This is a genomic window from Risungbinella massiliensis (assembly GCF_000942395.1).
GTDB classification, from domain to species: Bacteria; Bacillota; Bacilli; order Thermoactinomycetales; family Thermoactinomycetaceae; genus Risungbinella; species Risungbinella massiliensis.
The window spans coordinates 548,111-570,793 of the sequence record NZ_LN812103.1 but is presented as its reverse complement, the minus strand read 5'-3'; the positions used below and the strand labels follow the sequence as shown (position 1 = coordinate 570,793).

The 22,683-nt window shown below is 42.1% G+C and carries 22 protein-coding genes, 1 other RNA gene and 1 other annotated feature; of the genes, 4 read left to right on the top strand and 19 right to left on the bottom strand.

Annotated elements, in window-relative coordinates:
* Positions 1–91: 91 nt before the first annotated feature.
* The 10 genes from alaS to cymR all read right to left on the bottom strand — a co-directional run bounded on the left by alaS (position 92) and on the right by cymR (position 10,375).
* Positions 92–2,719: an alanine--tRNA ligase gene (gene alaS, locus VJ09_RS14000; protein ID WP_230199157.1), complete on the bottom strand. Its 2,628-nt coding sequence runs from the start codon at positions 2,717–2,719 to the stop codon at positions 92–94.
* Between the two features lie 447 nt (positions 2,720–3,166).
* The gene (locus VJ09_RS13995; RefSeq protein WP_044642273.1) at positions 3,167–4,243 is read right to left on the bottom strand and encodes an AI-2E family transporter; all 1,077 of its coding nucleotides are present in this window, start codon (positions 4,241–4,243) and stop codon (positions 3,167–3,169) included.
* A gap of 245 nt (positions 4,244–4,488) precedes the next feature.
* Entirely contained in the window at positions 4,489–4,680 is a 192-nt protein-coding gene (locus VJ09_RS13990) for a hypothetical protein (protein WP_187118716.1), read from the bottom strand.
* An 18-nt stretch (positions 4,681–4,698) separates the two neighbouring features.
* A complete protein-coding gene (locus tag VJ09_RS13985) occupies positions 4,699–4,899 on the bottom strand; it encodes a hypothetical protein (protein WP_044642271.1) in 201 nt (66 codons plus the stop codon).
* A 15-nt stretch (positions 4,900–4,914) separates the two neighbouring features.
* Positions 4,915–5,415, bottom strand: coding sequence for a PRC-barrel domain-containing protein (locus tag VJ09_RS13980; protein WP_044642270.1), 501 nt, complete (start codon positions 5,413–5,415; stop codon positions 4,915–4,917).
* Positions 5,416–5,484: 69 nt separating this feature from the next.
* The gene (locus tag VJ09_RS13975) at positions 5,485–5,961 is read right to left on the bottom strand and encodes a GNAT family N-acetyltransferase (protein WP_052807416.1); all 477 of its coding nucleotides are present in this window, start codon (positions 5,959–5,961) and stop codon (positions 5,485–5,487) included.
* Between the two features lie 11 nt (positions 5,962–5,972).
* Positions 5,973–8,237, bottom strand: coding sequence for an SF1B family DNA helicase RecD2 (recD2, locus tag VJ09_RS13970; protein ID WP_044642269.1), 2,265 nt, complete (start codon positions 8,235–8,237; stop codon positions 5,973–5,975).
* 36 nt (positions 8,238–8,273) lie between these two features.
* Positions 8,274–8,774 (bottom strand): hypothetical protein, encoded by a 501-nt coding sequence (locus tag VJ09_RS13965; protein WP_044642268.1) that lies wholly within the window; start codon positions 8,772–8,774, stop codon positions 8,274–8,276.
* A gap of 1 nt (position 8,775) precedes the next feature.
* The gene (locus VJ09_RS13960; RefSeq protein WP_044642267.1) at positions 8,776–9,939 is read right to left on the bottom strand and encodes a cysteine desulfurase family protein; all 1,164 of its coding nucleotides are present in this window, start codon (positions 9,937–9,939) and stop codon (positions 8,776–8,778) included.
* 16 nt (positions 9,940–9,955) lie between these two features.
* Positions 9,956–10,375 carry a cysteine metabolism transcriptional regulator CymR gene (gene cymR / locus VJ09_RS13955; RefSeq protein ID WP_044642266.1) on the bottom strand — a complete coding sequence of 140 codons (420 nt, stop codon included), beginning with the start codon at positions 10,373–10,375 and terminating at the stop codon, positions 9,956–9,958.
* Positions 10,376–10,504: 129 nt separating this feature from the next.
* Between cymR and VJ09_RS13950 the strand changes: the two genes are divergently transcribed.
* From VJ09_RS13950 to cdaS, 3 genes are all read left to right on the top strand, one after another.
* On the top strand, positions 10,505–11,845 hold the full coding sequence (locus tag VJ09_RS13950) for a replication-associated recombination protein A (RefSeq protein ID WP_044642265.1): 1,341 nt from the start codon (positions 10,505–10,507) through the stop codon (positions 11,843–11,845).
* Between the two features lie 90 nt (positions 11,846–11,935).
* Complete coding sequence (locus VJ09_RS13945) at positions 11,936–12,367, top strand: ferritin-like domain-containing protein (RefSeq protein WP_044642264.1); 432 nt, start codon at positions 11,936–11,938, stop codon at positions 12,365–12,367.
* A 151-nt stretch (positions 12,368–12,518) separates the two neighbouring features.
* Positions 12,519–13,142 carry a sporulation-specific diadenylate cyclase CdaS gene (gene cdaS, locus VJ09_RS13940; protein ID WP_044642263.1) on the top strand — a complete coding sequence of 208 codons (624 nt, stop codon included), beginning with the start codon at positions 12,519–12,521 and terminating at the stop codon, positions 13,140–13,142.
* Here cdaS and VJ09_RS13935 read toward each other — a convergent pair.
* From VJ09_RS13935 to hisS, 5 genes are all read right to left on the bottom strand, one after another.
* Positions 13,139–13,960, bottom strand: a complete 822-nt coding sequence (locus VJ09_RS13935) for a YitT family protein (protein ID WP_230199156.1) — start codon at positions 13,958–13,960, stop codon at positions 13,139–13,141. The two genes, cdaS and VJ09_RS13935, sit on opposite strands and share 4 nt — an antisense overlap.
* Positions 13,961–14,187: 227 nt before the next feature.
* Positions 14,188–14,787: a 5' nucleotidase, NT5C type gene (locus VJ09_RS13930; RefSeq protein ID WP_063124752.1), complete on the bottom strand. Its 600-nt coding sequence runs from the start codon at positions 14,785–14,787 to the stop codon at positions 14,188–14,190.
* A gap of 102 nt (positions 14,788–14,889) precedes the next feature.
* A non-coding RNA gene (gene ssrS / locus VJ09_RS17845) (6S RNA) lies at positions 14,890–15,065 on the bottom strand.
* 162 nt (positions 15,066–15,227) lie between these two features.
* A complete protein-coding gene (aspS, locus tag VJ09_RS13925; protein WP_044642261.1) occupies positions 15,228–17,000 on the bottom strand; it encodes an aspartate--tRNA ligase in 1,773 nt (590 codons plus the stop codon).
* Positions 17,001–17,013: 13 nt separating this feature from the next.
* Positions 17,014–18,276, bottom strand: coding sequence for a histidine--tRNA ligase (gene hisS, locus VJ09_RS13920; protein ID WP_044642260.1), 1,263 nt, complete (start codon positions 18,274–18,276; stop codon positions 17,014–17,016).
* Between the two features lie 55 nt (positions 18,277–18,331).
* Positions 18,332–18,578, bottom strand: a binding site (T-box leader).
* 184 nt (positions 18,579–18,762) lie between these two features.
* On the opposite strand from hisS, the gene VJ09_RS13915 reads away from it, so the two are divergent.
* Positions 18,763–19,143, top strand: a complete 381-nt coding sequence (locus VJ09_RS13915; protein WP_044642259.1) for a DUF423 domain-containing protein — start codon at positions 18,763–18,765, stop codon at positions 19,141–19,143.
* Between the two features lie 84 nt (positions 19,144–19,227).
* Here VJ09_RS13915 and VJ09_RS13910 read toward each other — a convergent pair whose 3' ends face one another.
* The 4 genes from VJ09_RS13910 to VJ09_RS13895 all read right to left on the bottom strand — a co-directional run bounded on the left by VJ09_RS13910 (position 19,228) and on the right by VJ09_RS13895 (position 22,678).
* Entirely contained in the window at positions 19,228–19,416 is a 189-nt protein-coding gene (locus tag VJ09_RS13910) for a hypothetical protein (protein ID WP_147635514.1), read from the bottom strand.
* Between the two features lie 147 nt (positions 19,417–19,563).
* Positions 19,564–21,561 (bottom strand): transketolase, encoded by a 1,998-nt coding sequence (tkt, locus tag VJ09_RS13905; RefSeq protein WP_044642257.1) that lies wholly within the window; start codon positions 21,559–21,561, stop codon positions 19,564–19,566.
* A 66-nt stretch (positions 21,562–21,627) separates the two neighbouring features.
* Positions 21,628–22,092, bottom strand: a complete 465-nt coding sequence (dtd, locus tag VJ09_RS13900) for a D-aminoacyl-tRNA deacylase (RefSeq protein WP_044642256.1) — start codon at positions 22,090–22,092, stop codon at positions 21,628–21,630.
* Positions 22,093–22,255: 163 nt separating this feature from the next.
* The gene (locus tag VJ09_RS13895; protein ID WP_044642255.1) at positions 22,256–22,678 is read right to left on the bottom strand and encodes an acyl-CoA thioesterase; all 423 of its coding nucleotides are present in this window, start codon (positions 22,676–22,678) and stop codon (positions 22,256–22,258) included.
* Between the last annotated feature and the right edge of the window lie 5 nt (positions 22,679–22,683).

Below are 22,683 nucleotides of genomic sequence, written 5' to 3'. Positions count from 1 at the left end.
TCATTATTTTCTGGCTCTACTTCGAGAATCTAAATCCTTACTTATCCCTTTGATCCAGATTCTCTCCATTACTTCCATTTATATACTAGTACTACGCTTGTTGCTGTTGTACCCACTGCGCTACATACTGGAGTGCTTCTGGCAGTTGTTCTGGTTTTTTCCCACCAGCTTGAGCTAGATCGGGACGACCACCACCACCTCCACCACAGCGAGATGCTACCTCTTTGACCAACTTCCCAGCATGAAAACCTTGTTTTACATATTGAGGAGTTACAGCCGCGACTAACTGAACTTTATCCCCATTTGTAGCTCCAAGTACTAGAATTCCTTCCCCTAGTTTTTGACGAAGATCATCCATCAATTGGCGAAGTGCTTCTGGATCACTTGCTTCTACTTGCGTTGCAAGAACTGGAACTCCCGCAATCTCTTGTACACCGCTCAACAAATCACTTGCTGCTGCACGATTCAACTTTACTTGCAGAGCCTCTTTTTCCCGACTCAACTCTTTGATTTGGTCATGTAACTGCCCGATCCGGTTTTGGAGCCCTTGAGGAGCTGTCTTGAGTGATTCAGCAGCATCCAAGAGGAGATGATAATGACTGTTCAAGAACTCATATGCACCTTTTCCTGTTACTGCCTCAATCCGACGAGTACCAGAACCAATTCCACTCTCACTTACCAATTTGAAGAGTCCGATCTCTCCAGTCCTTTGTACATGAGTTCCGCCACAAAGCTCTAAGCTGTAGTCTCCGATCTGTACAACACGTACAGTGTCTCCATATTTTTCCCCAAAAAGTGCCATTGCTCCCATCGCTTTCGCCTCTGTGAGTGACTTACTCATAATGGTCACAGCGTGGTTAGCCCAAATATGCTGATTTACTTTTTGTTCCACCACTTGTAGTTCTTCTGGGGTCATGGCTGCAATATGAGAAAAATCAAAGCGTAGGCGATCTGGTGAAACGAGAGATCCTGCCTGATTGACATGCACTCCCAGAACATCTTTTAATACCTGGTGCAACAGATGAGTAGCGGTATGATTTCGGATGATAGCAGCACGTTGCTCCAAATCAATCTGTGCATGAACACTATCATACAGACATACTGTTCCTTCCTCTACCACTACGTGATGGAGATGCTCTCCACGCGGACCTTTTTTTACACCCATCACACGTAATTTTGCTTTGGGAGTGTGAATCCAACCTTGGTCTGCTACTTGCCCACCACTCTCTGCATAGAAAGGCGTTTCTTCTAGTACCACAATCGCTTTTTGTCCAAGCCCCAGAACATCGACCAATTGATCTTCAAAGAGAATCGCTTGAATCTTGGTGTCTTCTTCCATTCGCTCATAACCTACAAATTCACTTTCTACTTGGAGATCGGAGATCGCTCCACCTTGAACTTGCATACTATCTACTTCTTGGCGAGCATCTCGAGCACGTTGACGTTGTGCCTCCATCTCTACTTCAAACCCATCACGATCCACTGTTATTCCATTCTCTTTGGCAAAATCCTCTGTCAAATCGACTGGAAAACCATAAGTATCATAAAGTTTGAATGCTTCCATACCCGTAATCTCGGTGCGGCCCTCTTCTTTCGCTGATGCCACCACCTCTTCTAAGAGCTGTAATCCTTCTGATAAAGTATCAAGGAAACGTTCCTCTTCTGTACGGATCACTCGGCTGATAAATTCTTGCTTTGCTAATGGCTCTGGATAGTAGTCTTTCATATTTTCGGCAACGTTAGACGTGAGCTCATATAAAAATGGGCGATCCATTCCTAATTTACGTCCATACCGAACAGCACGGCGCAAGAGACGGCGCAAAACATAGCCACGACCTTCGTTACTAGGTAAGACTCCATCACCAACTGAAAAGACAATCGTCCGTACATGGTCTGCAATAACTTTGAGAGCTACATCGACTTCTTCCGATTGATTGTACTGTACTCCTGCTATTTTGCATGTTTGTTGAATCATAGGTTGGAACAGATCCGTATCGTAGTTGGTTCGGACATTTTGCATGACTAGCGCCATACGCTCCAAGCCCATTCCAGTATCAATATTCTTTTTCGGTAGTGGAGTGTAGGTACCATCTGGGTTGTGGTTAAACTGAGAAAATACGAGATTCCAAATTTCCAAGTAGCGTTCGTTCTCTCCACCTGGATAACATTCTGGATCGTTTGGGTCCCAGCGATCCTCTCCACAGTCATAAAATATTTCCGTATTAGGACCACTTGGTCCTTCTCCGATATCCCAGAAGTTCTCTTTTAATTTTACAATCCGTTCTTTTGGGATTCCGATCTCTTCATTCCAAATTTGATATGCTTCATCATCTTCTGGGTGGATTGTCACTGATAATTTTTCGGCTTCGAGTCCCATCCATTTGGGATCAGTCAAAAACTCCCAAGCCCAGTGAATTGCTTCTTTTTTAAAATAATCACCAATAGAGAAGTTCCCTAGCATCTCAAAAAAAGTATGATGCCTAGCAGTATAGCCAACATTCTCAATATCATTGGTACGGATTGATTTTTGCGAATTAACGATGCGTGGATTTTCAGGAGTAACTCTTCCATCAAAATATTTTTTGAGTGTTGCCACACCAGAATTGATCCACAATAGCGTAGGATCATCTATTGGTACCAAAGAGGCACTCGGTTCTACTTTATGCCCCTTCTCTACAAAAAAGTCGAGATACTTTTGGCGAATTTCGCTTGCCCTCATTGGAAATCTTCCTTTCATCTCACTTTGAGAATCTTGATCAGATTCGCTTTGTTGCTTGTGACTTAGTCGATCCTAGATCATGATTCTCCCCGTTTTTGTTTTTGGATTTTACTTTTTTACACAAATAAAAAAATCCTTCTACGTCCTTAATAGGGACGAGAGGATTCCCGCGGTACCACCCTAGTTACCTATGGAGTAAACCATAGATCACCTTCGTTTCTTGTTCAACAAACAAGAAAGGGAGATAACGGCCCCTATGAACCGGCAGGAATTAACTGCACTCCGAAACTGGCTGTGTAAGCTCGTAATCCGAGAAAACCTCTCACCCTAGGGTTCTCCTCTCTTGCGGTACGATCAAACACTCGGTTTCGTCCTCGTGTTACTTGTGCTTTTTCATTTTTATATTATACACAGTTTTCTTGTTTGGTAAAAGGTGGCCGAAAAAATTTATTCTGTCCGATGTTGAACATAGTGTTCAATTACGTGAGCAAACACTACTTTCCCAATCGCGAGGATCGGAACTGCTAAAATTAATCCAACGATTCCTGCCAACTCTTCCCCTATCAAAAGCGCCAAAATGATTGTCAAGGGATGTAATTGAAGTGAACGCCCCACAATCTGTGGAGAAATTACATTGCTCTCTAATACTTGACAGATCACATTGACGATGATCACTCCTATCACTAATTTCTTAGAAACGACCGCAGCTGCTAAAAGAGCAGGGATGGCACCAAGAAATGGTCCTAGATAAGGGATAACATTGGTGATCGCAACGAATGCAGCAAAAAGTAATGAATAGGGCAATCCAATAAATAGATAGCCTACATAAGCAAGCAATCCAATAACAAGACAAACCAAAAATTGTCCACGAATATAGTTTCCCAATGCTTGATCGATATTTCGAACAAGGCGTAATATGCTACTTCTTCTTTCCCTTGGCAACCATTTTAGTACCATTTTTTCTAAATCATTTAAATCCTTAAGCATGTAAAAAGCAAGAAATGGAATGACAAACACGAGAAATACTTGATTGATTGTGTTTCCTAAACCTGCCATGGCATTACTAACAGCAGCTCCCAAGGCAAGCTCCATTTTATCTAAAGATGCTTGAATACCTGATTGAATGCTAAGCGGAAGGAGTTCTTTTCCATGATCGTTATACTCTTGAATCATTCGTTGCATCTGAGCGTTCCACTGTGGCAAGTGCTCTATTAATTCATTCAATTGTTTCTCAAACATCGGAATCATATTGATAAACAAAACAATTAAACAGCCGATGAATAACGAATAGATAAGCAGTACCGCAAGAGATCGAGGCATTCCTTTTTGTGCTAGTGCATGAACAATAGGATGCAATATATAGGAAATGATGATCGCAATAAAGAAAGGACCTAAAACTGCCTTTAGGAAGAGAAAAAAGTGTCCAAAAACAGGTCTTAGCAAATATAGCATATAACCTAAAACTACCAATATCAGAATGAATAGTGCCTTTGTTAGAAACGAGGACTCTTTCCATTTGTCCATCTCTTTTCCCCTCCTTTACAATTTCTAGTGCTATTCCGATTAGAACCTCAGTCACTCTTTTAATCAGACTCGCTCCGTGCTTTTCCCCAGATCAAGATTCTCTTTGTATGTCTAAACGGACACAATCTTTGTCCTAAGTCTTTTGTCTTATGTTACTACTACTTGTCTTTTATTATGTTTGCTTCTTTGCCTTTTCGTAGAAAAAGCCCCTAGATCTAAGTAGTTAGATCTAAGAGCTTTATAACTTATTGCGCTCGGAGCTGACGTAGTGCGCGTCTCGCCATAAACCTCATTAAAGGCTTATTCTGACCAATTAATCTCGTGGTTTGTTTCATTAGCTGCCGCCGCATTCTCATTGGTCGAAAGATGTAATAGAGCAAAGATGCAACAAGTCCTCCGACTGCTAGGGAAATAGTGCTCATTCTCATTGTCATCATGCTACTCCCCTTTTTTGTCTAGGCATAGTGTTGGTGATCCGTTTCCTCTAAAAAAAGATCATTTAAAGAGGTCAAACTTCCATCTTCCTCTACTTGCGAAATGCTGATAATCCGATCCTGATCGGTCGTCATCTCTACGAAGCAATGCCAACAATATAGTTGATTGCTTCCCACTCGACCTAAATCATGGGATCGACAGTTAGGGCATCGGAGTAACATCATACGTCTTCCTTCCTATGCCTCCTGAATCTGAATTTGATCGCCGTTCGCTAAAATGGTCTCTTGTTGCCAACATAGCGGAACTTTCGTGCGTAAAAGTCGACGACCATATCTCAGATCATTCAGCCATCCATCCGAAATTTCATACCCTACCAGCATCCCCATCTCTTCCAAAAAATAGACATGTTCGATCTCCCCGATCATCGTACCATTGGAAAACGAAATAGTCCTTCCTCTAAGGGGAAGAGAACCCGTTCTGATCCCAGTAAGGTTGAGATTAGATGAATCATATGGTAAGAAAGACGATTCACTCTCCACTAACACAACATCCCTGCCGAATGAGAGTATTTCTTCTCTAGGCAAAAAATGCTTTTGACGCCACCAACCGCCATTTTCCACGAGTAGACCACATACCCGTTGGTCTGAGTCAAAGAGTAGGTCACAGATAATGCCTAGATGCTGACCGGTCGATCGAATCATGACAGGTAATCCCAACACCTCTTGCGATCTGCGCACTTCCCCGCCTCCCCTCGCTATCTATAGTATGGATCAGGTCGGCTGCATCATACTGGCAAAGGATGGGTTCTATTCGCTCAATTCTTTCACCATCTTGACCGTCTCTACCTCATATCCTAAATAACGATATAAGTCATATGCTCTATCATTACTTCGAAATACATTAAGACAAATTTGTTCGAGACCTCTTTTTCTCGCCCAGTCTTCGGCAAATTTCATTAGTTTTTGGGCAATCCCTTTTCCTTGTGCCTCTTCTATAACAACTAGTGACAGAATAAAAGCTTGATCTAGCTGCGTGAAGAATTCCTTTTGCTTCCGAATATGTAGATAACCTAAGCGTTTACCTGTAGTATCAACAGCTAGATAGATCTCATTGTCTACATTTAGATTTATCGTTGCTTGCTCCGCTAAGTGGTAGTTAGCTTGCTCCATTCGTTCCTTGGTACGCCAGTTCATTAAAGGAAACTGAGCAAATCGTTTCGATACTTCTAGCAAAAATACTTGATCACTTTCATGAAAAGGACGAATTTGGCATAGCTCCTGCAATGGTGTTCCCCCTAATAATCTTCAATCAGATTCCGAAGTTGACTGTTGCGATGCTCTGCCTGTGATTGTTCAATACCATAGGAAAATGCTTTAGGGTCTCCACACAAAATAAGATACTGCTTGGCTCGGGTGATACCCGTATAAAGAAGGTTACGTTTTAACATTCGGCGATAAGCAGGGACAATGGGCAATATAACGATATCAAACTCGCTTCCTTGAGATTTGTGAATAGAGCAACAGTAAGCATGGGATAGTTGGGAAATATCTTTACGCCGATAAGGAACTTCCTGCTGATCAAACTGCACCCACAATATGGGATCTTCTGCTGAAGCATCTGCTTCTACTGCAATGATCAATCCCATATCTCCGTTATAAACAGGAAATTCAGTATGATTGGCTAATTGGAGGACTTTATCGCCATGACGGAATGTGACCTCTCCCCATGTAAACTCCTTTTTGCCTGGATGTTTTGGATTCATCCGTTCTTGGATCTCCTGATTAATACGATCGACTCCCAACGGGCCTTTGTACATAGGAGCTAGCACTTGAACTTGAAAAGCTTCATACCCACGACGCATTGCATTCTCATATGTTTGAGAGATAATCGAAAGAGACTGTTCTACATCACTTACAAAAAACCGACGATCTGCTTGAGGAACGAGTAAGTCCTCAGGGGAGCTACCTGTTTTCATCGCATGAGCTAAGTCGATAATCGACGAATGCTGTTCCTGACGAAACACCTGCTTGAGTTCTACCCTTGGAATCGAAGATACCGATAATAGATGGGACAAAACTTGCCCAGGACCTACAGAAGGTAATTGATCTTGATCTCCTACCAAAATAACTTGTATCTCATCTGGTAGGGATCGAAAAAGCTGAAAAGCGAGCTGGATATCGACCATGGAAAATTCATCCACGATCAAAAGCGAGCCAGTGATGGGGTTGTCCTGATCATGTTCAAAAAACTCACCACGCCAACCTAGTAAGCGATGAATAGTCATCGCCGGGAGTCCAGTAGCTTCTGACATTCGTTTGGCAGCTCTACCTGTTGGCGCAACAAGTCGAATCGGAAATGGTTTGTCCTCTTCTTTATAATAATCAGGATCGAGAGAACACTCATGAATCTTGCCAAACATTTCGCAAATTCCCCGGATCACAGTCGTTTTCCCAGTACCTGGTCCCCCAGTCAATATCATCACACGTGAACGTAATCCTTGAAAAATTGCCTCTCGTTGGTGCTCAGCATAAACCACTTCCCGTTCTTCTTCTAACTCTCCGAGTAACCGGTACCATTCACTAATAGAAGTTTCTTTTTCTTCTTCCCAAGGCGTGAGCAACATCTTTTTAAACGTAAGAGAAAGATGTAGTTCTGCATAGTAGAGCTTGGGTAAATAATAGCGATCTTCATCGATCATCAGCTTTTTTTGTTGGACTAGCTCATTGCATGCTACCTTTAACACCTCTTGGGAGAACAAGGTTAGTTGCCTTTTTTGCTCCAATAATAAAGCAACTTGCTGCAATAGTTCCTCATGAGCTAAATAAACATGACCTTTTTGGTACGCAGATTCTTGCAAAGCATGATAAATCCCCGCTTTTAGTCGCATTGGAGAATCTAGTTCTATCCCCTGTTTACGTGCGATCTCGTCTGCTTTTTGAAACCCGATCCCTTCAATCTCTTCTGTCAAACGATACGGATTTTCCCTGATATGAGCGATCGTATCTTCTTTGTACAACTGTAGAATCTTCATCGCCAGTGTAGATCCAAAACCGAGTGAATACAAAAAAAGCATTGCTTCCTCCAAGGCATGATAATCCGAAAGCCCTTTTTGGATCGAAGCAGCCTGCTTTTGATTGACACCTTCTATATTTTGAAGAAGTTCTGGGTTCTCATAGATACGATGAAGCGCTTGGTCTCCAAGTGCCTCTACTATTTTTTGTGCAGTCTTTTTTCCCACACCACGAAAAAGCCCGCTCGATAGGTATTTCACTACCGAGCTGGTGGTGGTAGGCATTTCTCGTTTTACAAAATGTGTAAAGAACTGTTGACCAAAACGAGGATGTTTTCGCCATTCTCCCTCACAAAGATAGGTCTCTTCTGTCTGTGGTCTTATAAAATGTCCAACTATGGTAACGGTCGTCTGTTCTACAGCGGGTACTGATTCTTCCACCTCTAAGAGATAGACACCATATCCATTGTCTTCGTTATAAAACAACTCTTGGATAAATTTACCGCGGACAAAGGTCTGCTCTTGAGTTACGAGATTCTCTTGTTTCATGGGAACACACCTTACTCTTTTGCAAACTTTGAAGAACTAGGATTTCTCTTTCATCTCTTCCATGACTGCATCCATTGCACATTCTGGTGAGCAATAAGCGAGCTTTCCTGCTTCACGATCCCACTCGTGTCTAGATGGGTCATGTGGATTGAATTCATGATCACAATAATTACATTGCTTCGTTTGGTTTACTTGATCAAAACCAACTTTCAAATGCTGTCTTTTCTCTTCGTTTAAATCCAAGAAGTCTGCTACAAAGTGCATTGCTTCACTTTGTGAGTTGAAGTATTTTGGATCCTCACTGGCATAAGTTTGGGGATTCCACCAAATCCACATTCCATCAGAACGATGACAGATATAGTAATCATCGACTACTAGCTCAGAAGCCTGTTCTAATTTGTCATAGGATGGAAAACCAACTTCAGCTGCTAAATGATCAATTAGCGCCTGATCAATCTCTTCTGAGATATTCCGCCAATTGATGTTATCTACCTCTTCTTCCCAACTATCCATCTCGTTCAGAAATTTGGGTTTCAACTCAAACTCTCCTTTTCTCCCGATCAGAAGCAATTATTCGTTGTACTATACGGGCGATAGTCTCTGCTGTTTGGATTACTTGTTCTTTGGTATTTCCCTTGCCAAAACTGAAACGAATTGCTGAGTGCATCAGACGTTCTGGGAGTTTCATCGCTTTTAATACATGCGATACGGAAAGCGTACCTGATGTACAAGCAGACCCACTCGCGCAAGCAATTCCTTCTATATCTAGATTCATCAACATCGTTTCCGTATGGGTGCCTGGAAAACTAATGTTTAATATATGAGGCAAGAAATACTGTTGATTTCCATTTACTACAAACTCTATCTCTTTTTTCTCTAATGCCTCTAAAAATGCCTTCCTTAGTTCCAAAAGATGAGAACGTTCTTCCATACGACTGGAAACAGCTAACATCGCAGCTTTTCCAAACCCAATGATACCAGGCACATTCTCCGTACCTGCACGTTTTCTACGCTCTTGTGAACCACCAAAAAATCTTGGATGAAGCATCACGTTTTGGCGTACGTAGAGTGCTCCCACTCCTTTTGGGCCATAAATCTTGTGGCTAGATAAGGATACAAGATCAACTGGTAATGTACGAACATTCATCTCTTCTAATCCAAAAGCTTGTACCGCATCGGTGTGAAACAAAATCCCTTCTTGTCGCAGATAACTCCCGATCTCTTCTATAGGTTGGATCGTACCAACTTCATTGTTGCCATACATAATCGAAACTAAGGCTGTGTCTGGGCGAATCGCTTGCTTTACATCTTCCAAAGACACTCGCCCCGTTGAGTCTACCGGAAGATAGGTAACCTCCGTTCCCATCTGCTCTAGATAAGCACATGCATCCAAAACAGCATGATGTTCCACTTCTGTCGTGATAAGATGATTTTTACCAAGGGCACGTAAGGGAGCAATTACTCCCATTAGAGCGGTATTATCCGCTTCTGTACCACCGCTAGTAAAAATAATTTCCTGTCTCTGGGCTCCAATGGCAGTAGCGATTCGCTGTCTTGCAGTATCAATTGCAAGTCGTACCTCCCTGCCAAACTGATGAATACTGGATGGATTGCCAAATGATTCCGACAAAAAAGGCAGCATTTCCTCTCGGACCTGTGGGTCGATGGGAGTAGTTGCTGCATGGTCTAAGTAAATCGCCATCTTCGGTCACTTCCTATTAAATATAGAACATATACTGATCATTGTTACCATCATGAGTAAAATTTATCAATTGTGCCAAAGTGGTAGAGTCCAGCTCTTTGGCAATGGCATCCCGAATTCGTTTCCATAGATCTCGACGAGCTGCGTTGTCTTCATCTTGAAATTCAACTGGACTAATCGGCCCTTCCAAGATTCGGATTACATCTCCTGCCGTAATCTCTTCTGGTGTTTTTGACAATTTATATCCACCATAAGCCCCACGTATACTCTGGACGAGTCCTGCGTTTCGCAAAGGGGCAATTAGTTGTTCCAAGTAATGCTCGGATAAACTGTGCCGCTCTGCTACTCGTTTGAGCGGAATGGGACCTTGACCAAAACGGGTTGCCAAATCCATCATAATGGTAAGGCCATAACGGCCTTTTGTGGAGATTTTCAAACTTACACCTCTTTTCTAACCAAACTTACTATTTCCGCTATCTGTTACGAAAACCCTTTTTAGAGTGTATCATAGATAGAAATGATGAGAATACCTTTGTTTGACTGTTCCTAGAAAGGAGCCTTTTTTATGGATTTATTTAGCTTTGCAGATGAACAAAATAACCAATCAAATCGCCCTCTTGCGTATCGAATGCGTCCTACAAGTTTAGAGGAATATGTGGGTCAGGAACATATCTTGGCCAAAGGAAAATGGCTACGTGAAATGTTGGAAAAAGACCAGTTGACCTCGCTCATTTTATTTGGACCACCTGGAACTGGAAAGACCACACTCGCTGAACTGATCGCCAAACGAACACGAAGTCAATTTGTTCCACTCAATGCTGTTACTTCTGGTATACCAGAAATTCGTGAAGTGATCCAAGGGGCAAAAGAGCGTTTACGTCTTTATCAAGATCGCACAATCCTTTTTATAGATGAAATTCACCGCTTAAATCGTACACAACAAGACGCTTTACTTCCACATGTTGAGGACGGAACCGTTATTCTGATAGGAGCGACTACAGAAAACCCTTCCTATTCTGTCAACAATGCTTTACTATCACGTGCTGCTGTCGTCCCTCTCTATTCTTTGTCAGAAGAGGAATTAACTACTCTACTCTTTCGTGCTTTACGTGATCAGGAGATGGGGCTTGGAATCTATCATGCACAATTAGAATCGGAAGCGACCCAGCATCTTGTCCAGATCTGTGAAGGAGATGTACGCAGAGCACTTCATGCACTTGAAATTGCGGTCTTGACTGCTCCCATCCAAGCAGATGGCACTCGTATTATCACTCTATCCCAAATGGAACAAGCCACTGTCCGTAAAATGGTGCGATATGACAAACTAGGTGATCACCACTATGACACCATTTCTGCCTTCATTAAAAGTATGCGTGGCTCTGATCCCAATGCTACTCTATATTATCTCGCACGGATGCTTCATGCTGGGGAAGATCCCCGTTTTATCGCCAGAAGGATCATGGTACATGCAGCCGAAGATGTTGGTTTAGCTGATCCCCAAGCTCTTGTCATTGCTACCTCAGCATCCCATGCAGTAGAAAAACTAGGTATGCCAGAAGCGAGATTACCACTTGCAGAAGCAGCGGTTTATATTGCTACTGCACCCAAAAGCAACTCCGTCTATAACGGCATTAACGAGGCATTGGCACTAGTAGAAAAGGAACTATCAGGAGAGATCCCATTGGCAATCCGTAATGCTCCTTCTAAAGTAGCCAAAGAATTAGGATATGGACAAGGTTATCTATATCCACATTCCTATCCTCGTGGATATGTAGCTCAACAGTATCTCCCAGACCCTCATCAAGATAAAATCTTTTATCGTTCATCAGGATATGGATATGAAGCCAAGCTTGAGAAGCTGGATCAATGGCGCAAAGAAAGCGATCTAAATTCATCTGAATCGTAGAGTACCAGAACTTGGTTAATTGCTTCATGATTCTTCTTTCTATTGCTAGGGTAAATTATGTACCAAGCATAACCTGATGAGGTGATTTTGATGGACGCAAAGAAACAACAACTAATTGAGGGACTAAATGAAGATCTCGCTTGGGAACTGACTGCCATTCAACAATACATTTACAATGCTTCCGTGGTTTCGGGTCTAGCTAGACTTACCCTGAAAGATTTTTTTATGACAGAAGCTCAAGATGAAATGGGACATGCTCAATATTTAGCTGAGAAAATAGTCAATATCGGGGGAGAACCTATTGTTCAAGCTAATCCCATCACCCCCTCCCATAATGTAAAAGAGATGCTAGAAAATACGAGGCAGCAAGAAGCTGATACGATTGAGCGCTATATCAAGCGGATTGCGCAGGCCGATGAATGCGGTGAAATCGAACTAAAGATTAAGCTAGAAGATATGGTTGCCGACGAGACGAAACACAAAGAAGAAATAGGTCGTTTATTGGAAGACTCGAGACTATAGAGGCGAACTAACTAAACATACAAGGTCAGCATAAGGTATTATCAATAGCAATTTGCTATGGTAATGCCTTTTCTTTTACGTATATCTAGAAAGTTAGGGATACATTACGAAACAAAGGAGAAATTAAAAGGGATGGGAGGTATAATACGATATGGATTCCATTGAACTTGAATTATCCAATTCAATCAAATCAGATTTAATCAAAAACCTAAACCAAATTACGCTAGACATTCAACAAATTATGGGAAAGATTGAACATAAAGGCTGTTGCATTTTAAATGAATTTGAACAGGTTCATCGTGTATTTAGCGATCTACATATGACAGCTGGATCTTACTATCTAAATGCATATTTATCCCCTTTCACTGATCAATTTAACGAGATATCTACAGCGGTTCAGCATCTTTCGGAGCGTAATCATGGTGCAATCATTGCAATTGAAAGGAATGACTCATTGGATTCATTGATTCATTCTGGAACACATATTAATGCAACGCTTTCATGTCCTTTATTAGAGTCTATTTTTTATCCTGGCAGCCCTCTTCACGATGGTGCAGTATTAGTTAAAAAGAATAACCTGGTGTCAGCCGGAAATGTACTTCCATTATCAAGAGCTTATACAGGTAAGCAGAAGCTCGGAACAAGACATAGAGCGGCAATTGGTTTATCCGAGATCAGTGATGCCCTCGTACTAATCGTTTCAGAAGAAACAGGGAGAATCTCGTTTTCGTTTAAAGGAGAACTATTTCCAGTACACCCTGGAGGGCTTGTTTAGTCTCTACGAAAAGATCCCACTACATCTATTGTTTCTGTGATATTCATAAATGCATGTGAATCCGTTTTCCGAACAAGATTCTTTATATCCGATAATTCATATCGTGTTACCACCATCATAATAACTTCTCGTTTTTCCTCTGTATATGCCCCTTCCGCTTCCCAAATCGTCATCCCACGATGTAATGTACTGAGCAATTGCTGTTTGATTAGGTCTGCTTTAGCAGAAATAATCGTAATCGTAACCTTTAATTGTCCAGTATGAACTACATCAATCAATCGACCCAAAGCATATATTCCAATAATCGTATATAACGCATTTTCCCATCCATAAAAGAAACCAGAAAGTACAATCACTACTAAATTAAAAGTAAAACTTAAAGTTCCTATCGGGAAATCCCATTTTTTTCGAATGATCAAGGAGATAATATCAAATCCTCCTGTCGAACCTGACGAACGGAAAATGAGTCCGATAGCGATTCCTCCAAGAACACCACCAAACACCGAAGCGAGAAGCTGATCTGATGTAACATTGTAATTTGGAATATATTGCATGGCAATGGTTGTGACAGCGACTGAAAACGCACTATACAGGATAAACTTTCTCCCAAGTTTGAAATATCCCAAAAGAAATATAGGAATGTTTAAAAGAAAAATCATGACTCCGGTATTTACCGGGAAGAAATTCGCTATGATCATTGCTAAACCGGTTACTCCACCGCTCAGAATTTTATTAGGGATGAAAAACATATTATAAGCAACACCTAACAAAACAGAAGCGAGAAAAATAGTGAATATTTGAGTCATGATTCGAAACATAGTTTGCACCCTTTTGTCTGAGTAGTATCTAGATTATTATGTTGTTAATATATCGACACTATCCACTATTAAAGGGACAAGTTCTCATTTGAAAATAGTAAAAAGACACCACAGAATGATTGGGTGTCCTGTATTATTCTTTATTCCATTTTAGGATAGGACACTGCTTTCGAAGCTACTTTTAGCTACTTTCCAACAGACCCCATCCGCTTTTTTCATCTACTACTCTATTTCGTCTCTTTCCCTTCAAGCTCTTGCATTTTCTGTTCCACGATTTCATATACCTGATTCCAATCTGTAAACCGACGATGTTCTGGTTTATAGTCCCGATTATAAACGCAATCCGAAATAATCACGTCCACTTCGTCTCGAATCAGATTCTCTAGATAATCAGGGGCATCTTCAAAAAAGAGGTCAACTCCTACTTTTTTCGCTACTTTTTCTTTTTGGTGCGAACCCATGAGAAGCCGATCAGCTTGAAAAGGAAAGCCATGACGCTGTAGCCATCTAGAAGTTACTTCGCGAATGTCATCACGATCTGGACGTGCAGTTATGTAATAGATCTGATGTCCTTGTTCTGCTAACTTTTGGAGAACATTAGGAGCATTTTGTAAAGGAAGCCCAATATCGTATATCTCCGTCTCCAATCGTGACCAAGCAGAAAAACCTTCTTCTCTGGTCAAACCATAGGGACGGTCTAAATAAAATTCCTTAATTTCCTCAGGTTGATAGGATTTTTGAAACTCTCTGTTGAAGACTTGGACTGCTGCAGTATGAGTATCCTTAATCGTACCATCAATATCTACGCCTAATGTCAAATGTCGCAAGTCATTCCCTCCTTCTCTTTCAAACTTATTGTATACTACTCTAACTTTAAAAACTCTCGCATACAAAAAAAAGCCCTTCCCAAATTGGAAGAACCAAAAGATAGAAGCCCCATTATGCCGTGTCTCCATTGTTTTCAACCTGCAGTGTGCAGGTGGGTGCTCTACACTTTTTTTCAGAGGTCCGACAAGCGGCATCTCTTCCGAAAAATGACTCGAGCTCCCGAAGAAAAAATGTTGGTTAAAAACAAGAAGGAGATACACGTACATCTCAGGACTTCCTTTTAATATGACACCATATTACCATAATCTAGATAAAAAGACAAGAAGGGGAGAAACGAAACATCGCTGAACTCCGATACAATCTTGAATCAGAACGTAATATTGATTTGACAAAGTCGCTCTCTAGATAAGATTCTCTCCGTTTAACATGGCTTTTTAGTTTATTTATTTTGTGGACGGATTGCAATGTGAAGATCTTCCAATTGATCTTCCGCTACTACTGATGGAGCCTCTGTCATAAGGTCTGTAGCACTCGCTGTTTTAGGGAAGGCGATTACTTCTCGTAGATTGTTGCGTCCAGCCATAATCATCACAATCCGGTCTACACCAAATGCGACGCCCAAATGTGGTGGTGCCCCATATTCAAATGCTTCCAGCAAGAATCCAAACTTCTCTTTCGCCTCTTCAGGAGTAATGCCTAGCGCTTCAAACATCATTTCTTGAACTTCTCGCTGATAGATACGTTGGCTTCCCCCACCAATTTCATAACCATTTAATACCATATCGTAGGCTTGGGCGCGGACACGACCTGGCTCTGTTTTTAGAAGAGGAATATCTTCTACCATCGGCATCGTAAATGGATGATGCATAGCATAATAGCGTCCATCTTCTTCTGAGTATTCCAGTAGAGGGAACTCCGTGATCCAGGTAAAAGCAAATTGGCTCTGATCGATCAGATCAAGCTCTTTCCCCAGACGCAAACGCAGTCCGCCGAGGACATCAGCTACTACTGCCGGTTTGTCCGCCACAAAGAAGAGGAGGTCTCCAGTTTCTGCTCCTGTTTTTTCCTTTAGCCTAGCTAATTCCTCTGGAGTAACAAACTTGGCAATCGACCCTTTTACTTCCTCCTCTTTGAAAGCGAGCCAAGCAAGACCTTTTGCTCCAAGGTGATTTGCTACTTTGCCCCACTCATCGATTTCTTTACGAGACCAGCCATCCTGCCCTTTTACATTGATCGCTTTGATCTGTCCTGCGTTGTCCAACGTACTGCGGAATACTTTGAACTCTGTTGCTTGGAAAACGTCAGATAGATCAATCAACTCCATGCCAAACCGGATGTCTGGTTTGTCTGAGCCATAACGATCCATTGCTTCTTGATAAGGCATCCGTGGGAATGGTGTCGGAATTTGCACACCGAGCACGTCTTGGAATAAGGTAGCAATCATTTCTTCCAATAGGGAGAAAAACTCATCTAATGGCAGGAAGGAAACTTCCATGTCCAACTGAGTAAACTCCGGCTGACGGTCTGCGCGTAAGTCTTCATCGCGGAAACAACGGGCAATTTGGAAATAACGCTCCATACCTGCAACCATAAACAATTGTTTAAAAAGCTGTGGCGATTGAGGAAGTGCATAAAACTCCCCTGCGTGTACCCGACTTGGTACGAGATAATCTCTAGCTCCCTCTGGTGTACTCTTGGTCAGAATTGGGGTCTCCATCTCCAAGAACCCACGTTGATCCAAGAAACGGCGGAACGACTGCATCGCTTTATGGCGAATTATCATGGAATCTTGCATTTTGGGACGTCGAAGGTCAAGGTAACGATGTTTAAGACGAATTGATTCGTCCACTTCAACACGATCTTTTATCTGAAATGGTGGTGTCTTGGCACTATTGAACACATGAATATCAGAGGCGATGATCTCAATCTCTCCTGTTTTCATCTGAGGATTGACCGTTTTCTCTGAACGTGCCACTACTTTTCCTGTGATGGATACTACATACTCTGTCCGTACTTGATCTGCAATCGCAGCTGCTTCTGGAGTGTTTTCTGGATGAAATACCACTTGGACAACCCCGCTACGGTCCCGAATATCTAAAAAGATAAGTCCACCTAAGTCACGACGACTATGTACCCAACCGTTAATCGTAACCTGAGATTCTTGATGTTCTTTGGTTAGCTCCCCACAAAAATGGGTGCGGTATACCGACATCTTGTTCACTCTCCTACTTCTTTGTTGTTAAATAAGACCCTAATTGTTCGATTGCGATACTTTCTTGCTCTCCCGTTGCCAAGTTCTTCACTTGAATCTCTTGGCGTGCTAGTTCATCGTCACCTAAAATTGCGACGTATTTGGCATTTTCTCGGTCTGCTGCTTTAAATTGTGCTTTCATTTTCCGGTCAAGATAATCCATTTCTGCCAGAAGCCCCATTTTACGTAATTGGTTCAGGAGTGGTACCACTTTCTCTTTTGCTTTCTCGCCCATTGCGATTAAATAGCAATCGATTCCGGTAGGATAAGGAGGTTGTAATTTTTGATCTTGAAGTGCCAGAATAATCCGCTCCAATCCAATCCCAAATCCAACACCTGGTAGTTCTGGACCACCGAGCTCTTGAACGAGACCATTGTAGCGACCACCACCTCCAAGCGTACTAGCTTGGGCACCCGGTAAGTCAATCATGTACTCAAAAGCTACTTGGGTATAATAATCAAGACCTCGTACAATACGGTCATTTAAGACATAGTTGACACCCATATCCGTCAGATAGCGTTGAATCGTCTCATAATCCGCTAAACTCTCCGAACTGAGAAAATCTAGAATAGAAGGAGCACCTGCCGCTATCTCCTTCGTTCGAGGATCTTTGCTATCCAAGATTCTCATAGGGTTGCGGTGTAGTCGTGAACGTGCATCTGCCGCTAACTCGGCTTCGAATGGGAGAAAATACTCTATCAGTCGTTGGAAATAAGTTTGGCGTTCTTCTTTGTTCCCTACATTATTGATTTCGGCTCGAATCCCTTGAAGCCCCAGTTCGTCAAAAAAGCTCATCCCAAGGGCAATCACTTCGGCATCGATAGCAGGATCGGTACTCCCTACTGCCTCAATCCCAAACTGGTGAAATTGCCGTTGTCTCCCCGCTTGTGGTCGCTCATAGCGGAACATTGGCCCCATATAAGAAAGCTTTACTAATGGAGACTGGCTGTATAGTTTGTTCTCTACCAAACTGCGGATGACACCTGCTGTTCCTTCTGGTCGTAATGTGAGAGAGCGATCTTTGCGATCGGCAAAGGTGTACATCTCTTTTTCTACAATATCTGTGGTGTCACCCACACCCCGAACAAAAAGTTCAGTGTGTTCAAAGATAGGGGTACGAATCTCTCGATAGCGATTACGCTGTGTTACTTCACGAGCTACTTGTTCCATCCAACTCCATAACTCTACTTCACCAGGCAAAATATCAACCGTTCCGCGTGGAATATTAATAGTCATGTAATAATAACCTCCTTTATTGCAAATAAAAAATCCCCCGCCACTGACACAAATTGTCAGGGACGAGAGATTGGTATCAATTCCCGTGGTTCCACCCTAATTGGAAAGCCTAGATTACAGCTTTTCCCACTTCATTACCCATAACGCAGGGGGCTGCGTCTCACCTTACTAAGCGAAATCGCTTTTCAAATGAGAACCTCCAGGTGTCTTTCATCAAGGGGAGCATAGAGAACCTTGCAGCCGGTGAGTCCTCTTCTCTTTATGCCCGTAACACTTGATTACTTTCCTTTCATAGGTGGCTATGTAAAGATGTGATTAAGAAGTGTTATGTTTGATTATAGTTTCCCCAAAGTTTTGCGTCAATAATCCTGCTTGTAAAGAAATAGGAAACGCTTACAGTACCGAGGAAGGGTCCATTCTGCTTCTTAGGAGAGCATATGTTATAATCAAACATAATATTTACATAAGCAAAAGAAGGGATTTGTCATGAAACTATTTGTTGTGTTAGGAGCCATTAATATGGCATTAGCAGTTGCCATCGGTGCATTTGGAGCACATGGTTTAGAAGGACGCGTTTCAGAAAAGATGGTAGACCGTTGGGCCACAGGTGCTCACTACCATATTATTCACGCCATAGCTCTTGTTGCCATTGGACTTTTGATTGCCAAATTCCATGATCAAGCTTCTTTATTGCAAACAGCTGGATGGTTTTTATTTGCTGGGATCGTTTTATTCTCTGGCAGCCTTTATACTTTGGTTGTAACAGGTGTAACCAAATTAGGTGCAGTAACTCCCCTAGGTGGGCTCTCTTTTATTATCGGCTGGATTTTGGTTACCATTGCCGCAGTAAAATCGAGTACATCTTAGAAAATATCAAAATTATCATGTTGAGTATTCCTTAGTCTGTAGCTGATCTGGCTACAGGCTTTTTTATATCCCAACCTCTGACCTCTATCTTCTCTTCAAATAATCCACTGGTATAGTAGAAAATCCCCCCCAATCAAATCGCTCTTTGTCGTGATCCATTATCTCTTTGTCACAAAGCATTTGAAGTGGGTACTCTTCTGGATCTATATTTTCGATTATTCTCTCCTGCATCCTTTTGGAAGATCGCATCTCATCACCTCTACTTTTTTCCACAGCTTTTCCTCCAATCTTTTTTCTCATACAAAAAAGAGCCTTCTAACCGATGTTAGAAGGCTCTAATAATATAATTTATCCAATAAGTGTCAACTTGCATTTAGTGAACAAAAATCCTAGAAGTCCCCCATTAAATGAAATCTCACTTTACTTCTGTTTTACACGTTTGAGCGTAGCGACCACATTCTCCACATGAAAACCATACTCTTTCATTACAAGATCTCCAGGAGCAGAAGCACCAAAGCGATCAATGCCGATCACTTCACCTTTGGTTCCAACATAACGATACCATCCAGCTGGATGAGTAGCTTCGAGCGCCACTCTTGTTGTTATGTGAGATGGTAGTATCTCTTCTTGATAGCTCGCATCTTGGGCTTGGAAGTTTTCAACCGATGGCATGCTAACTACTCGAACATCGATCCCTTCTTTCTCCAATTCTGCTTGTGCAGCTACCGCTAAACTAACTTCCGAACCTGTTGCAATTAAAATCCCATCTAATCGACTCTTCTCTGGTGAAACAATATATGCCCCTTTGGCAATTGTTTCTTTATCTATGCCGACCGTCCCTGGCAAAATTGGCAAATTTTGACGAGTTAAAATGAGCGCAGATGGATGTTCTGTTTGAGAAAGAGCATACGCCCAGGCAGCACTAGTCTCATTGGCATCAGCGGGACGAAGCACTTTCAGTCCTGGAATAAGGCGCAATGATGGAATTTGCTCAACTGGCTCATGAGTAGGCCCATCTTCCCCTACTGCCACGCTATCATGTGTAAAAACATAAATCGCAGGAAGTTTGGAGATTGCAGCCAAACGAATAGATGGACGTAGATAGTCAGAGAAGACCAGGAAGGTAGCACCAAAAGCTTTTACCCCACCATGGTACATCATGCCATTTAAAGCAGCGCCCATACCATGCTCCCGAACACCAAACCAAACATTACGTCCTGCATAGTCTTCTGCATGGTAAACCCCTGCGCCTTTCATCTCTGTGTTATTGGATGAAGCCAAGTCAGCGGAACCACCAAAGAGGGAAGGAACGCTTTTAGTTAGAGCTTGCAGGGCATTTCCAGAAGCTACCCGAGTTGCGATCGCTTTATCAGTCGGTTGATAAGTAGGAAGAGATTCTTCCCATCCTGCTGGTAAAACTCCTGCAAAAGCATCTTCTAAACTTTTTGCTTCCTGCGGATATTTTTCTTGATAAGAAGCCCACAATTGATTCCATTGTGCCTCTGCCTGTTTACCAGCTTCGACCAGACGCTTAGATTCTTGCTGTACTTCTTCTGGTACATGGAAATCTTCCTCATGCTCCCACTCATAGCTTTGACGGGTCAATTTGGACTCTTCTGCACCGAGTGGTTTCCCATGTGCTTCTGAAGATCCAGCACGATTTGGGCTACCATACCCAATCACAGTGCGTACTTCAATCATCGTAGGACGAGCAGTCTCTTTTTTCGCCTCTTCCATCGCCTGATGGATCGCTTCAATGTCATTCCCATCTTCTACCTTAATTACTTGCCAGCCATAGGATTCAAAGCGTTGTAACGTATTTTCAGTAAAAGAATGTGCTAATTCGCCATCTAAGGAGATATCATTTGAATCATATAGACAAATCAATTTGCCAAGTTTAAGATGTCCTGCCAAGGAAGCTGCTTCTGCTGAAACACCTTCCATTAGATCTCCATCACTACAAAGCACATAAGTAAAATGGTCCATTATAGGATATCCATCACGATTATATGTAGCAGCCAAATGGGTCTCAGCCATCGCCATCCCAACAGCATTAGAAATACCTTGTCCAAGTGGACCAGTCGTTGCCTCTACTCCAACTGTGTGACCGTATTCAGGGTGACCTGGAGTTTTACTATCCCATTGACGGAATTGCTTTAGATCTTCAATTGATAAATCATAGCCAAACAGGTGAAGTAAACTATAAAGCAATGCAGAGCCATGACCGGCAGAGAGTACAAAGCGATCACGGTTCATCCAATTTGGATTTTGTGGATTATGCTTCAAATGTTTGGCCCAAACCGTATATGCCATCGGTGCAGCACCCATCGGTAAACCAGGATGTCCTGATTTTGCTTTTTCAATTTGATCTATGGAGAGTACACGAAGTGTATTAACCATTTTTTGATCTATTTTCATACACTAATTCCTCCTGCCAATTGTTCGCCAAATACAAGACCAATTATAGCATAACCTTCCAATTCATTACTTATTTGATCGTGATGCGAAATCACTAGAATCAAGCCAAAGGGTGACTGGTCCATTGTTGGTTAGCGTTACTTCCATCGCAGCACCAAATCGTCCTGTCTCTACCTGTACTCCTTTGTCCCTTAGTATTTGATTAAATCGCTCCCATAAACCTTCTGCTTCTGTAGGGCAAAGTGCTTTCATAAAGTTAGGGCGACGACCTTTTCGACAATCCCCATACAAAGTGAACTGAGACACCGACAGAATCGATCCACCTACATCTAACAAAGAATGGTTCATTTTCTCTTCTTCATCTTCGAAGATCCGTAAGTGAACTACTTTTTCTGCTAGTTGCTCCACTTCATGTTCTGTATCTCCTTCACTAAAACCAACAAATAACAGGAGCCCCTGATGGATCGCCCCTGTTATTTCTCCTGCTACAGTCACATTTGCTTGATTTACACGCTGTACAAGTACTCTCATTACTGAATCTCCTCTGGTGTTTTTCTCTATTTCTAATATGAAGCAACAAAACAGAACTAAATTCTCTTAGGTGGGATCTCTGTTTCCTGCTGTGCCTTTGTACGAGCAAGAATCACGGAACTGATTAAAATTAAGCTTTACTTCTAAATTTCCGTTTTCGCTGCTAGTTCCTTAAATCAGGGACATTTTCAGGACCTTCGGTATGTTGTAGTAGCGCGTCTCTGATCTCTTCTGTCAAAGGAATAGCTTTTTTTTGATTAAAATCAAAGCCTAACAACGTAGCCTTTCCTCGCGCGACCCAATTCTTCTGATGATCTTGTATAGCGTGCTCCACCTCGAAGCTCGAGTTTCCCAGTCTGCTAATCCACGTGTAAACAGTAATTTTGGAAGCATAAGCCACCTCACGTAAAAAATCACAGTAGGTGGAAGCAACAATGAGATTCCAAGAGTTTGTATCTAATTCCGGGTTGAACAATCGAAATAATTCTGTTCTAGCTTCTTCAAAATACGTAAAATAAGTGGCATTGTTGACATGTCCTAAAGCATCACACTCATTGAAGCGTACGATAATGTCGTTTTTAAACATATGCC

Bases quoted from the DNA above. Each gene is read 5' to 3' on its own strand.
- alaS (WP_230199157.1), bottom strand. From the start codon at position 2,719: ATGAGGGCAAGCGAAATTCGCCAAAAGTATCTCGACTTTTTTGTAGAG.
- VJ09_RS13995 (WP_044642273.1), bottom strand. From the start codon at position 4,243: ATGGACAAATGGAAAGAGTCCTCGTTTCTAACAAAGGCACTATTCATT.
- VJ09_RS13990 (WP_187118716.1), bottom strand. From the start codon at position 4,680: ATGATGACAATGAGAATGAGCACTATTTCCCTAGCAGTCGGAGGACTT.
- VJ09_RS13985 (WP_044642271.1), bottom strand. From the start codon at position 4,899: ATGTTACTCCGATGCCCTAACTGTCGATCCCATGATTTAGGTCGAGTG.
- recD2 (WP_044642269.1), bottom strand. From the start codon at position 8,237: ATGAAACAAGAGAATCTCGTAACTCAAGAGCAGACCTTTGTCCGCGGT.
- VJ09_RS13960 (WP_044642267.1), bottom strand. From the start codon at position 9,939: ATGGCGATTTACTTAGACCATGCAGCAACTACTCCCATCGACCCACAG.
- VJ09_RS13950 (WP_044642265.1), top strand. From the start codon at position 10,505: ATGGATTTATTTAGCTTTGCAGATGAACAAAATAACCAATCAAATCGC.
- VJ09_RS13945 (WP_044642264.1), top strand. From the start codon at position 11,936: ATGGACGCAAAGAAACAACAACTAATTGAGGGACTAAATGAAGATCTC.
- cdaS (WP_044642263.1), top strand. From the start codon at position 12,519: ATGGATTCCATTGAACTTGAATTATCCAATTCAATCAAATCAGATTTA.
- VJ09_RS13935 (WP_230199156.1), bottom strand. From the start codon at position 13,960: ATGTTTCGAATCATGACTCAAATATTCACTATTTTTCTCGCTTCTGTT.
- aspS (WP_044642261.1), bottom strand. From the start codon at position 17,000: ATGTCGGTATACCGCACCCATTTTTGTGGGGAGCTAACCAAAGAACAT.
- hisS (WP_044642260.1), bottom strand. From the start codon at position 18,276: ATGACTATTAATATTCCACGCGGAACGGTTGATATTTTGCCTGGTGAA.
- VJ09_RS13915 (WP_044642259.1), top strand. From the start codon at position 18,763: ATGAAACTATTTGTTGTGTTAGGAGCCATTAATATGGCATTAGCAGTT.
- tkt (WP_044642257.1), bottom strand. From the start codon at position 21,561: ATGAAAATAGATCAAAAAATGGTTAATACACTTCGTGTACTCTCCATA.
- dtd (WP_044642256.1), bottom strand. From the start codon at position 22,092: ATGAGAGTACTTGTACAGCGTGTAAATCAAGCAAATGTGACTGTAGCA.
- VJ09_RS13895 (WP_044642255.1), bottom strand. From the start codon at position 22,678: ATGTTTAAAAACGACATTATCGTACGCTTCAATGAGTGTGATGCTTTA.